Raw genomic sequence first — 13,207 nt, forward strand, 5'->3', positions numbered from 1 at the left:
ATCCGGTGCCGGGCAACCTAGTCGCCGATCCGCCAGCCCGAGGTGATCGGATAGCGCCGGTCCCGGCCGAAACCGCGCTGGGTCACCCGGGCGCCAACCGCCGCCTGCCGCCGCTTGTATTCGTTGAGATCCACCAGGCGCAGCACCTTGCGCACTACCTCCTCGTCGAAACCGGCGGCGACGATATCCACCGCCGACAGGTCCTGCTCGACGTACAGGCGCAGGATCTCGTCGAGTACCGGATAGGGCGGCAGCGAGTCCTCGTCCTTCTGGTCGGGCGACAGCTCGGCGGACGGCGGCCGATCGATCACCCGCTGGGGAATCACCTCGCCGGCGCGATTGCGATACTCACAGAGACGGAACACCAGGGTCTTGGGCACATCCTTGAGCACGTCGAAGCCGCCAGCCATGTCGCCATAGAGGGTGGCATAGCCGACTGCCATCTCGCTCTTGTTGCCGGTGGTGAGCACCAGGTAGCCCTTCTTGTTGGAAATGGCCATCAGCAGGGTGCCACGGCAACGCGCCTGCAGATTTTCCTCGGTGGTGTCCCGACCGAGCCCGGCGAACTCACCGGCCAATGTCTGCTGGAAGGCCTCGACCATGGACGCGATGGGCAGCACGCTGTAGCGCACGCCTAGGGTCCGGGCCTCGGCTTCGGCATCGTCCAGGCTCATCTGGGCGGTGTAGTGATAGGGCATCATCACCGCCTCCACCTGCTCCGCCCCCAGCGCATCCGCCGCTACCGCCAGCACCAACGCCGAGTCGATACCCCCGGACAGCCCCAGTACCACGCCCTTGAAGCCATTCTTGCGCACGTAGTCGCGCACCCCGAGCACCAGGGCGTCGTAGACGCTGGCCTCCAGCGAGGCAATCGGAGCGGTAGCGGCAGGTAGCGGATTCAGATCAGCATCGAAGGAGACCGTATAAAGGCCCTCGACGAAGGCCGGCGCCCTTTGGGTGACCTGACCCTGGGCATCCACCACGAAGGAGTGGCCGTCGAATACCAGCTCATCCTGGCCACCCACCTGGTTGACGTAGACCACCGCCATGCCACCTTCGCGGGCCCGCTCGCCCACCACGGCTTCACGCTCCGGTTGCTTGCCGCCGTGGAAGGGCGAGGCGTTGAGGTTGAGCATCAGCCGCGCGCCAGCCGCCCGCGCCTTGGCCATGGGCTCGGCGAACCAGATGTCCTCGCAGATGGTGACGCCGATGGGGACGCCCTTGAATTCGAACACCGCCGCGCTATCGCCCGGCTCGAAATAGCGCTTTTCGTCAAATACTCGATAGTTGGGCAGTTGCTGCTTGCGGTAGAAGGCCAGTTGCACGCCGTCGCGATAGACCGCGCAGGCGTTGTAGCGCCGCCCCTCTTCCAGCCAGGGAAAGCCGACCAGCACATGGATGCCGCCGATCTCCGCGCGAATCCGCTGCAAGCCCTGCTCGATGCGACGCTGCATGCTGGAGCGCAGCAGGAGGTCCTCCGGCGGATAGCCACACAGCGATAGCTCGGGAAAGACGATCAGATCGCCGCCTAGTTGGTCGCGCGCCTCTCCGGCCGCCGCTATGATCCGATCGACGTTGCCATGGATGTCGCCCACCTTGAGGTTCAATTGCGCCATCACGACATTCAGCAGCTGACTCATGAAAACTCCCTAGCCCGGTTTATCGGGTCATTTTCCAGCATGCAGCGAAGCCGGACAATCGGAGCCGCACGGCGATCTCCCAGCACCTGGCGGCCCTGCTAAACTCCCTCATCTTTTACGCAGCGAGATCATCCATGGGTCTGTTTCGCCTGCTGTTGTGGCTCGTCCTGCTGGGCGCGCTGTTTTGGCTGATCCGGCGCTGGTGGCGGAGCAAGATGCAGCCCTCTACCGGCAAGGCCCGCCCGCTGCCGCCCAATCCGATGGTGCGTTGTGCCCATTGCGGGGTCCATGTGCCCCGGGACCGCGCCCTGGCCGATGGCGACAGCCAGCGCTGGTACTGCAGCGCCGAACATCGCCGGTTGCAGCATGAGCGCCGAGACTGATCCCGATATCCTCAGAGCCGACGCGGTCCTGCGGCTCTATCACCTCTATCGCATCGTCATCGGGCTGGCGCTGGTCCTGCTGATCTCCAGCGACCTGGACCAGCACTGGCTGCGCACCGTGGATGGCCAGCTGTTCCGCCAGGCCAGTTGGGCCTATCTCGCCGCCAACACGGTATTGGCTGTCTGTCACCAACCGCTACGCCAACATGCCTTCACCCTGGCGTTGATCGACATCATCGCCCTGGGTGGCCTGTTCTTCCTGGCCGGCGGTATCGCCAGCGGCATGGGTAGCCTGCTGGTGGTAACGGTGGGCGTGTCCAACGTCCTGATCCGAGGTCGCCGCGGCCTGTTGATCGCCGCCCTGGCCGCGATCGCCTTGCTGCTCGCCACCATCTACCTGGACCTGCGCCGCGGCGACGGCGGCAGTGGCTACGTCCAGGCTGCGGGTCTGGGCACCCTGTGCTTCGCCACGGCGCTGCTGGTGCAGGGCCTGGTCCGGCGACTGCTGGACAGCCAGGCACTGGCCGAAACCCGCGCCACTACCGTAGCCGAGCTGGAAGCGCTGAACGCTCTCATCCTCGAACGGATGCGTACCGGCATCCTGGTGTTCGATGCCGAATACCAGGTGCTGCTCGCCAATCCAGCGGCACGCCGCCTGTTGGGCGTGGACGATGACGGCAGCATCACGCCCCTGAGTAGCGTCCTGGCCCAACGCCTGGAGGAATGGGAGCGCAACCCCAGCATCCGCCCGGCAGCGTTACGCGCCTACGCCAATGGTCCGTTGTTGCAGCCAACCTTCGCGCGCCTGCAACAGGGCGAGGGTGAGCGCGTGCTGACCTTTCTCGAAGACGTCTCGCGGATTGCCCAACAGGCGCAACAACTCAAGCTCGCCTCCCTCGGCCGCCTCACCGCCGGTATTGCCCACGAGATCCGCAACCCGCTGGGCGCCATCAGCCACGCGGCGCAACTGCTCCAGGAGTCCGAGGAGTTGACCACTCCGGATCGCCGCCTGGCGCAGATCATCCAGGATCAATCGCAGCGGATGAACCGGGTGGTGGAGAACGTCCTGCAACTTTCGCGGCGGCGCCAATCGGCGCCCCAACTGATCGACCTGCGCTACTGGGCCCATCGGTTCGCCGGTGAGTTGCGCCCTACCCTGCCCGCCGACCAGAGGATCCACGTCAAGGCCGAACCCGGCACCTTGCAGACCCACATGGATCCCCACCAGTTGGGGCAGATCCTCACCAACCTGGTGCAGAACGGCCTGCGCTACAGCGTTACCGGTCAGGTCTGGCTCAGCGTGTACCGCGAACCGGACAGCGACCTGCCCATCCTCGACGTGGTCGATGACGGCCCCGGGGTCGCCGCCGAGCAACTCGACCACCTGTTCGAACCTTTCTTCACCACGGAGAACAAGGGCACCGGCCTGGGGTTGTACATTTCCCGTGAGCTTTGCGAAAGCAACCAAGCCAGACTTGGCTATCATCCCTTGGCGAGCGGCAGCTGTTTCCGCATCACCTTCGCCCATCCCCGCACAATGAGCTGAGCATGGCCAGACAGAAAGTCCTGATCGTCGACGATGAGCCCGATATCCGCGAACTCTTGGAAATCACCCTGGGACGGATGAAACTCGATACCGCCAGCGCCAAGAACATCGCCGATGCGCGTGCCATCCTCGAACGGGAAAGCTTCGACCTCTGCCTGACCGACATGCGCCTGCCCGATGGCTCGGGCCTCGAACTGATCAACTTCATCCAGCAGCGACTGCCGCAACTGCCAGTGGCCATGATCACCGCCTTCGGCAGCCTGGAAACCGCCGTGCAGGCGCTGAAAGCCGGCGCCTTCGACTACCTCACCAAACCCGTGGATCTGCCGCGCCTGCGCGAATTGGTCGGTACCGCCCTGCGCCTGTCCGGCCCCGCCACGCCAGCAACCGGCTCCAGCGAAACCCAACTACTGGGCGAATCGCCCCCCATGCGCGCCCTGCGCACCCAGATCGCCAAACTCGCCCGCAGCCAGGCACCGGTCTATATCAGTGGCGAATCGGGCAGCGGCAAGGAACGCGTGGCCCGCTTGATCCACGAACAGGGCCCGCGCGCCGGCAAGCCGTTCGTGCCGGTCAACTGCGGCGCGATTCCTTCGGAGTTGATGGAAAGCGAATTCTTCGGCCATCGCAAAGGCAGCTTCACCGGCGCCATCGAAGACAAGCAGGGGCTGTTCCAGGCGGCCCAGGGCGGCACCCTGTTCCTCGACGAGGTGGCCGACCTGCCGCTGCCGATGCAGGTCAAGCTGTTGCGCGCCATCCAGGAAAAGGCCGTGCGCGCGGTGGGCAGCCAACAGGAGATCAGCCTGGACGTCCGTATCCTCAGCGCCACGCACAAGGACCTCGCCGCCGAGGTGGCGGCCGGCACCTTCCGCCAGGATCTCTACTATCGGCTCAACGTCATCGAACTACAGGTGCCGGCCCTACGCGAGCGCCGCGAGGACATCGGCGCGCTGGCCAACTACATGCTCGAACGCCTGGCACGCGATTCTGGCCTGGCTGCCGCGACGCTGGGTGAGGATGCCCTGGCCAAACTCAAGAGCTACCGCTTCCCGGGCAACGTCCGGGAACTGGAGAACATGCTGGAACGCGCCTACACCCTCTGCGAAGGCGATGTCATCCGCCCGAACGACCTGCGCCTGGCCGATGCGCCCGCTGCCACGGCCGCCGGCGAGGCGAGTCTGGCCAATATCGCCAACCTCGAGGATCACCTGGAATCCATCGAGCGCCAGCTGATCATGCAGGCACTCGAAGAGACGCGCTGGAACCGCACCGCCGCAGCGGAACGCCTGGGCCTGTCGTTCCGCTCGATGCGCTACCGCCTGAAGAAGCTCGGTATCGACTGATCAGCTCAGTTGCAGGCGCGATGCCGGTGCATAGGGCGCCGGATCGATGATCGGCGTGCGCTCGGTGAGCAGGTCGGTCAGCAGTTGGCAGGAAGCCGGCGCCAGCACCAGGCCATTGCGATAGTGGCCGCAGTTGAGCCAGAGCCCAGGCAGCTCCGCCACCGGACCGATGAAGGGCACGCCATCCGGTGATCCCGGCCGCAACCCCGCCCAATGGGCGACCGGTGCCTGAGCAGCCAAATCGGGCAACAGCTCGGCAGCCGACGCCCGCAGGCTGTCCAGCGCCTGGGCGGTCGGCGTCTTGTCGAACTCGGAGTGCTCCAGGGTACTGCCGATCAGGATATGACCGTCCCGCCGCGGAATGGCGTAGCGCCCCTTGGCCAGCACCATGCTGGTCAGATAGCCCACCGACTGCCGATAGAGCAGCATCTGCCCCTTAACCGGACTCACCGGCACCGCCAACCCCAGCGTACGCAGCAACTCACCGCTCCAGGCCCCCGCACAAACCACCACGGCCTCCGCCTGCAGCGTCTCACGCGCGGTCTGCACCCCCACGACCCGCTCCCCGTCGCGGACGAAGCCCGTCACCGGCGCATCGGTCAGCAGCGTCACGTTGGGCATGCGCAGCAGCGCCTCGCGCAGCGAACGCACCAGCCGCGGATTGCGCACATTGGCCACCCCGGCCATGAACACCGCCCGCGCATAACCGGGCCCCAACACCGGCACCCGGCTACGTACCTCGTCCAGCGACACCGACGACAGCGGTCTGACATTACGCCGCGCCCAGTCCAGCGCCTCGGCCTCGTCCTCCAGATCCAGCCAATACAGGCCGGTGACCTCCACCTCCGGATCCACCCCGGTCTCCTGACGCAACCGCTCGCCCAGCACCGGATAGAAATCCTGCGACCAATGCGCCAGGGCCGTCACGGCGGGCTGGTAGCGCCACGGATAGAGCGGCGAAACGATGCCTCCGCCGGCCCAAGACGCCTCCCTCCCCGGCTCGCCCCGCTCCACCACCACCACCCGCCGACCGCTCAAGGACAGGTGATAGGCAGATAACAGACCTATGGCACCGGCCCCTATTACAGCTACATCGAAACTCACGTCACACCTCTACAACCGGGGAATTGACTGTTCCATCGCCATGACGCAAAACGACGCTGGCGGCCAGGACGGCCGCCTCCCACACAAGGACGTCACCATGGCCTATCGCGACTCGCGAGGCGTCAGCCTCTTTGAATTACTCATTTGTCTCAGTGTACTCGGCATCGTCGTCTCTCTGGCGGTTCCTGCCTTCGGTGGAATACTGCAGCGCAATCGACAGCAGATTGCCATCCAGCAACTGAGGGAAACGGTGAGCTTCGCCCGCGCGACAGCCATCAGCAGGAAAAGCAGCATCTCCATCTGCCATGCACCAGAAGGCACTTGCGAAGCATCGAACGTTTGGTCAGCCAGCACCCGCGTCTTCGAGGACCTCGACCGAGACGGCCTCCAGTCCGCACAGGAAACGACACTGCTGATCAGTGAGCAGCCGCCAAGGGACTTCCACTGGCGCTGGAACAACTTTCGCGCACAGCCTCATCTCACCTTCCTGAACAACGGCACGACCGACGCCCTCAACGGCAGTTTCATCCTCTGCCAGGGAAACGTCCCCCGTGCGCGACTCGTCCTGAACAAAGCCGGAAGGATCGAAACGGCCGCGCTCCGTGAGCGCGACCGTTGCGCTTAAACCACCGTACCAGACACCTTCCTGTTTCGACCGGATGTCTGTAGTCAGCTGCTACATCGCCTGGTAATCCCCCATGCTACGAATCCCAGCATGGCGAAGCAGAAGATGCGTACCCAGTACGGTTTCACCCTTATCGAAACGATGGTAGCGATCGCCATTCTGGCGATCGTGATCAGCATCGCCGCGCCATCTTTTAACCGCATGCTGCAGAGCAATCGTGCGGCAGTGTTAAGCAACGAACTGCTGGGCACCCTGCAAATCGCGCGCTCCGAGGCCCTCAAGCGGCGGACCAGCGTCGTGCTCTGCCGTAGCACTACGAGCAGCAACACTTGTGTGAACGGCACGGACTGGTCGTCCGGCTGGCTGCTGATGCAAGGCAACACCGTATTACGCACCTGGGAGCCCATCAGTGGCGGCACCCTCGTCGGTCCGAGTACGGGCATGACCTATCAAAGCAACGGCCTGACCACGCTGGCAGGTGGCGCCCAGGCAACCTTCACCATAACGACCTCCCCCACGTGCAGCCGTACCATTCAGATCAGCACGACCGGCAATGCCACAGTCGGCGCAGGTGGTTGCCCATGACCGGTTCTGCACGACAACGCGGCGCCACCCTCATCGAGGTACTGGTCGCCATGCTCATCCTGGCCATCGGCCTGCTCGGCCTGGCCGGCTTGCAGACGGTGAGCGTGCAGAGCAACCAGGGTGCCTATTTCCGCTCGCAAGCCACCATCCTGGCCAATGACATCGTCGATCGCATGCGAGCGAACCGGGTTGCCGCCCTGGCCGACCGAAGCAGCTACTCGGTCAGTTTCCCAACTTCGAGTAGTAACAATGCGGTCACCGGCACCGTTGCCCAGCAGGACGTCAACGGCTGGCTGAATGCCCTGGCTCTCAGCCTTCCCCAAGGCACAGGTAGTCTTAGCCTGGATAATGCCAACAACGTCACCGTCACCATCTGCTGGAACGATCGTCGAGCCGCCATTAAATCAGCCCAGGCGGTGGCGGCGACGAACGACAGCTGCAGCAGTCCTGCCAGCAGCAACGGTAGTTTCGAGCGCTTCACTTACAGGACACAGCTATGAGGGCCGCCTCAGCACAACGCCAACGTGGTCTTTCCATCATAGAGTTGATGATCGCGCTACTACTTGGGTTACTGCTCATGGGCGGGGTATTGCAGCTTTTCCTGTCATCCAAGCGCACCTACCAAACCAACGCTGCGCTGTCCCAGGTGCAGGAATCGGGGCGTTTCGCGCTGGAGTTCCTGGCCTTCGATCTGCGCAATGCGGGTTATCACGGCGAATGCATGAGCCCACTGGACGAAAGCTTATTACCAGCGAGTCTCGCCAGACCCAACGGCCAAACCGATATCCGCTACGACCTGGGTGCGGGTATCCAAGGCTGGAGCACTGCGAGTAATACGCAGAATCCGGCAAACACTCCCGCTTGGCTGACTACGATCTTTAACAACCGCGCCAACAGCTCCGATGTCATTCTGCTCAAGCATACAGCGGACCCGGTGAGCACCCAGATTACCGGTGCGACCGTTACCCAGATCTCTACAGATCGAGCCACTGGACTAGCGCAAAATAGGCTTCTAGTCATAGACGATCCAGGCGCCTGTTTTCTTTTCGCGAATCAAAGTGGTCCCACTGACAGTCGCGTATCTGTCGCGGGGAGTACCGGTTTCGGTCGTACGTACCGGAATACCGCCCACCTGCTGCTCTACCAGAGCGCCCTCTACTATCTGCAGAACAATCCAGATACAGGTGTACCGTCACTGTGGCGACAGGTCTACAACGGCTTGAACCAGCCCGCGGAAGAATTGGTATCAGGCATCCAGCAACTGCAGATTCGCTATGCCGTAGGTGATGCCAATGGCCAGATCAAGGTGGATGCCAACGGTCAAGCCTACCAGGACGCCAGCACCATCACCGACTGGCAGAGCGTGGTCGCCGCCCGGATCAACCTGATCGCGGTGAGCAGTGCTACCAACGTCGTTACACCTAATCAGCAAGTTCTTTTCAACAACGCCTCGGTGACCATCCCTAATGGCCGCCTTGCCCAGGTGTTCACCCTGACCGTCAGCCTGCGGAACCATCTACCATGAATCCGCCACCCTCATCCCAGCGCGGCGCGATCTTGATCGTCACCCTGGTAATGCTACTGCTGTTGACCCTGCTGGCCTTGGGAAGCATGCGCGGAACAACCCTGGAAGAACGCATGGCCGGCAACCTGCGCGATGAAAGCCAAGCCTTCCAGGCGGCGGAAATGGCACAGCGTACCGCCGAAGCTGTATTGCTGAGTCGTTCTATTACCCAACTCCAGGGAATGACCTCACCCGAGACGGTTACGTTAAACCCAACGGGCTTGCAACCTACCACCTATACCTTGGTGCCACTGCCGGGAGTACGCGTACGCCCTCCCGGCTCAAGCGTCGGTGCTGACGAACAAAGCGACAACAGCGTCATCCGGATCGTCAGCACAGGCAAAGGTGCTGCGCAGGACACCGGCTCGGACGGTACCCCCGCGCCCAGCTCCAACGTCACCATCAATACCCTCTATCTCAGGCGTTAGGTTTCGGAGAATCCCATGCATAGCTCTTACGCATCCCGAATTCGCCGTTACAGCCTGGGCATCCTGGCCTGCGGCGTCACGGCCCCGTTCGCCCAGGCCACGCTGACCCCGTCGACCACGACCACGACCACGACCACGACCACGCAGCCTGCGGTATCCCAAACCCCTTTGGCGAGCGGAGCCAACATTCCAGGCAGTCTGGCTCTGGTACCCTCGGTGGAATGGCCTACTGTGCTGTCGGTAGCCAATCTCGGCAGCTATAGCTCCGCTAACACCTATAGTGGTTATTTCGATTCCAACAAGTGCTACGTCTACACCTACGCCAATCCATCTGCCCAGTCTGGCGATGGTAGTACCAACTTAGACAATAGTTGGTTCCAGCCCCAGACCTCAGCCAGCAATCACCAATGCAATGGCGCCAGGCAGTGGAGCGGCAACTTCCTGAATTGGGCTGCTACTCCTACCATCGATCCCTTCCGTAGTGCTCTGACCGGTGGCGAGCGTATTCGGGACACCGAAGGCCTCACGGTCCTGCAAAAAGCACGTCATGATGGCCAGAACAGTGCCGGCAACCGACTGAGCACTGATCAAGGGCTTATCCCTCACTCCGAAATCGCGGGCGCCACGCCCTTTGCCGCCACCTGGGACAATCTCTATGTCCGCCTGGAAGGCCAGGGTTTCGACATGCTGTTTTCCAACTGGAATGACCGTATTGGCGGCGGTGGCTCCAGAGATTATGGCTATGGCAATAATTGGCCGAGCGTCTGGACCGATCTCGATCCTAACAATACTCGCCAATGGGATGGCAACAGCCTCAGAAGAGACTATTACCCGGGAGGTGGTGCAACCAACACCAACAGCGTCTATCGCGTGCGCGTCCAGGTGCAGGTCTGTAATCCGGCTGTGGGCCTCGAGAGCAACTGCAAGGCTTATTCGGCATCGAACTACAAGCCCGAAGGGCTGCTGCAGCAATACTCCGATCGGCTGCGCTATTCCGTCGTCAGCTATCTCAACGATTCTGATGTGCTGAGGGATGGCGGGGTACTACGTGCCAAACAGACCTTCATCGGCCCGTTGAATCCCGACCAGACGACCAATACCAATGCGGAATGGAATGCCCAGACCGGTATCCAAAGTCTCAATCCACGTCCTGCGGAAGCCAGTAGTACTCCGGGCACCACGGGAATCACCAACAGCGGTGTCCTCAACTATCTGAACAAATTCGGCTCCATGCCCTATGACAGCCAAAAAGACTATCGCAACCTAAAGAGTTTCGACCCAGTCAGCGAGCTTTATTACACGGCAATCCGTTATTTCAAGCACCAGGGCAACGTCGCCGCCTATAGCAATCTCACAGGCGATGCCACCAACCGCTATGCCCAAGCCGATGGTTTCCCGGTAGTCACGAGCTGGGACGATCCCATTACCTACTCTTGCCAGAAGAACGTGATCCTCGGTATCGGCGATACCAATACCTGGGACGATAAGAATCTGCCGGGAGGCGATACCTCGTCCGGCGGCGAACCGGCAAGGCCCGCAGAGGTGACGGCGGACACCACGGTGAATGTGCAAACCGCTACTCAGAAAATTGCATCACTCGAAGGCATCACCATAAACACGCCTTTCACAGGCCGCGGCAACTCAGCCTATATCGCCGGCCTCGCCTACGATGCCCATACCCGGGATCAACGGCCAGACCTATCGGGTAATCAGACCATATCCACCTATTGGATGGATGTTCGGGAAAACCAAACGCTCGCGGGCAAAGCCCAAAACCAATACTGGCTCGCAGCCAAATATGGTGGTTTCAGCGTCCCACAGAACTTTTCTCCTGACACTGCTACCAGTGCTAGTATCACCGACAATCTCTGGTGGACCAGTGGCGATATTCTTCCCACAGGGGACAAAAGACCCGATAACTTCTTCGTAGCCAGCGATGCCCAGGCTATGACTACCAGCCTGAAAAAAGCCTTTGCCCAGATCGCCAGTGAAACAAGTAATACGAGTACTTCGATCGGTGCCAGCAGTTCGGAACTCAACACCGGTACGGCACTCTTCCAGGCGAGTTATAAGCCGAAATTCTGGAGCGGTGATCTGGTCGCCCAGGCTTTCAATGCAGATGGCACTCTGAGTCCAACCGCTACCTGGAGCGCAGCCGCGAAGCTGGATGCCCGGGACTTTTCCACGCGTAACATCGCCACCGGCAATGCACCAGCCAGCGGAAGTTTGGTCGCAACAGGCGGGCGCGACCTCTCTTGGACTGGGAGTAATGCCTTGGATGATGACGCCAAGGCGGCGCTTCGCAACAATGGTGACGGTACCCAAGTCAACGACGCAGAAGGCCAGCGACGCCTGAATTACCTGAGAGGTGATCGTAGCCCTGAAACAGCTGCCACGAACCCCTTGCGCACCCGTGCCAGCCGCTTAGGCGACATCGTTAACTCCGATCCGCTTTATATCGGCCAGCCGGATTACGGTTACAACCTTTTGCCCGGCCAAGCAGGAAATAGCTACCTAGACTTCCGAGCAACAATCAAAACTCGGGCGCCCATCGTGGTGGCCGGCGCCAATGACGGCATGCTGCATATATTCAATGGCAGCCTTGGCGACTCTGGCGGCAGTGAGCTTTTCGCCTATGTTCCGCGGGCCATTTTGGGCAATCTTTATCAATTAACGCGACAAGACTATAGCCATAGGTATTATGTCGACGGACCTGCGACTTCTTCCGACGCCTATTACGACGGTGCCTGGCATACCCTGCTGGTCGGAACGACGGGTGCCGGTGGCAATGCCGTCTTTGCTTTGGACGTGACAAATCCCAGTGGCATGAATAAGGATAAGGTGCTTTGGGAATTCGCCTCACCTGATATGCATTATCCCGTACAAAAGCCGGCCATCGTCGCCCTACCCAACGGCAGTTTTGGCGTCATCGTCACCAGCGGCTTCAGCGATGGCCCCGTGACCTCTGGCAAGGTATGGATTCTCGATGCCGGTACCGGCCAGGTAATCAAGGTTTTCACCCTGACCACCACGGGAGGCCTGGGTGCGCCTCTGGCCGTCGACCTGAACAATGACCGCATCGCGGATTCCCTCTATGTAGGCGACACGGCTGGCAACCTCTGGAAATTCGATATTTCCAGCACCGATCCAAACAACTGGCAGACACCCACTACGCCACTCTTCACTGCTACCACAGGTCCGGACTACGGTAACGTACCACAACCCATCACCGCCCCTTTGGCAGCGGCATTGAATACCGACGGCAAGGCCATCATCCTCTTCGGCACCGGTAGTTATTATCGCATTGGCGACAACATCATTCCGGCACGGCCAAGGCTGGAGAGTTTCTATGCCATTATCGACCGGGGCCAGGCTGTTACGCGTAATCAGTTACTCGAACAGCAGATCATCGCTCAGGGCACGGTCGGTACCAACCGGGCGAGAGCCGTCAGCGACAATACCCTAGGCTCAGGTCAAGCCGGCTGGTTCATGGATTTAGTCTGGAAGACACAAAACGGCGGGCCAGGAACGCTTACCGGAGAAAGAGTGATAGCCAAGGCTGCCCTAAGTGGTGGTGCGGTCGTCTTCACCAGCATGACGCCTTCAAGTGACCCCTGTACCGGTGGAGGAACCAGCTGGATCATGGCGGTAAACGTTCTGACCGGCAGTCGGTTCAACTACAGCTATTTCGATCTCAACGGCGATCATCTGCTGGATGCAAGCGACTATGTACTCAATGGAAATGTGCGGATTCCTGCATCAGGCTTATTAAATGGAGGAGGAGCATCCAAAGGTGTTTACATTGGTAGTCCGGCTAACGGATCGGCTAACGGATCGGCTAACGGATCAGATGGTTCTTTAAATAGCCAAGGACCGAAAAACAGCGTGGCCTGCGTCTCGCTAGCTAACGGGCAAATAGATTGCAAAGACATTTCATCCGGAAACCGCACCTCCGGAAGAATGTCTTGGCGAGAGATCAGAAATTAGCG

General features: G+C 61.1%; 11 protein-coding genes. 9 read left to right on the forward strand and 2 right to left on the reverse strand.

What is annotated here, in order from left to right; genetic code table 11:
- Window positions 1-17: 17 nt before the first annotated feature.
- The gene (locus tag CCZ28_RS11535; RefSeq protein ID WP_140218139.1) at window positions 18-1,640 is read right to left on the reverse strand and encodes an NAD+ synthase; all 1,623 of its coding nucleotides are present in this window, start codon (window positions 1,638-1,640) and stop codon (window positions 18-20) included.
- Between the two features lie 134 nt (window positions 1,641-1,774).
- Here CCZ28_RS11535 and CCZ28_RS11540 point away from each other — a divergent pair, with 134 nt between their 5' ends.
- From CCZ28_RS11540 to CCZ28_RS11550, 3 genes are read left to right on the forward strand one after another with little or no spacing between them, the layout of a single operon-like run.
- On the forward strand, window positions 1,775-2,023 hold the full coding sequence (locus CCZ28_RS11540; RefSeq protein WP_140218141.1) for a PP0621 family protein: 249 nt from the start codon (window positions 1,775-1,777) through the stop codon (window positions 2,021-2,023).
- Window positions 2,007-3,569, forward strand: a complete 1,563-nt coding sequence (locus CCZ28_RS11545) for a sensor histidine kinase (RefSeq protein ID WP_140218143.1) — start codon at window positions 2,007-2,009, stop codon at window positions 3,567-3,569. Before CCZ28_RS11540 ends, CCZ28_RS11545 begins: the two co-directional genes overlap by 17 nt.
- A 2-nt stretch (window positions 3,570-3,571) precedes the next feature.
- Window positions 3,572-4,912 (forward strand): sigma-54-dependent transcriptional regulator, encoded by a 1,341-nt coding sequence (locus tag CCZ28_RS11550; protein ID WP_140218145.1) that lies wholly within the window; start codon window positions 3,572-3,574, stop codon window positions 4,910-4,912.
- Here CCZ28_RS11550 and thiO read toward each other — a convergent pair whose 3' ends face one another.
- A complete protein-coding gene (gene thiO, locus CCZ28_RS11555) occupies window positions 4,913-6,016 on the reverse strand; it encodes a glycine oxidase ThiO (protein ID WP_140218147.1) in 1,104 nt (367 codons plus the stop codon).
- A 97-nt stretch (window positions 6,017-6,113) separates the two neighbouring features.
- On the opposite strand from thiO, the gene CCZ28_RS11560 reads away from it, so the two are divergent.
- The 6 genes from CCZ28_RS11560 (at window position 6,114) to CCZ28_RS11585 (ending at window position 13,205) form a co-directional block, all read left to right on the forward strand.
- A complete protein-coding gene (locus CCZ28_RS11560; RefSeq protein ID WP_167509297.1) occupies window positions 6,114-6,641 on the forward strand; it encodes a GspH/FimT family pseudopilin in 528 nt (175 codons plus the stop codon).
- A 90-nt stretch (window positions 6,642-6,731) separates the two neighbouring features.
- On the forward strand, window positions 6,732-7,226 hold the full coding sequence (locus CCZ28_RS11565; protein ID WP_240795265.1) for a GspH/FimT family pseudopilin: 495 nt from the start codon (window positions 6,732-6,734) through the stop codon (window positions 7,224-7,226).
- Window positions 7,223-7,726 carry a type IV pilus modification protein PilV gene (pilV, locus tag CCZ28_RS11570; protein ID WP_140218151.1) on the forward strand — a complete coding sequence of 168 codons (504 nt, stop codon included), beginning with the start codon at window positions 7,223-7,225 and terminating at the stop codon, window positions 7,724-7,726. Before CCZ28_RS11565 ends, pilV begins: the two co-directional genes overlap by 4 nt.
- Window positions 7,723-8,751, forward strand: coding sequence for a PilW family protein (locus CCZ28_RS11575; RefSeq protein WP_140221331.1), 1,029 nt, complete (start codon window positions 7,723-7,725; stop codon window positions 8,749-8,751). The genes pilV and CCZ28_RS11575 overlap by 4 nt, the downstream gene beginning before the upstream one ends.
- Window positions 8,748-9,218 (forward strand): pilus assembly PilX family protein, encoded by a 471-nt coding sequence (locus CCZ28_RS11580; RefSeq protein ID WP_140218153.1) that lies wholly within the window; start codon window positions 8,748-8,750, stop codon window positions 9,216-9,218. Before CCZ28_RS11575 ends, CCZ28_RS11580 begins: the two co-directional genes overlap by 4 nt.
- Window positions 9,219-9,233: 15 nt before the next feature.
- Entirely contained in the window at window positions 9,234-13,205 is a 3,972-nt protein-coding gene (locus CCZ28_RS11585; RefSeq protein ID WP_140218155.1) for a pilus assembly protein, read from the forward strand.
- Window positions 13,206-13,207 lie beyond the last annotated feature (2 nt).

Source organism: Pseudomonas oryzihabitans (genome assembly GCF_006384975.1).
Taxonomy (GTDB): Bacteria; Pseudomonadota; Gammaproteobacteria; order Pseudomonadales; family Pseudomonadaceae; genus Chryseomonas; species Chryseomonas psychrotolerans_B.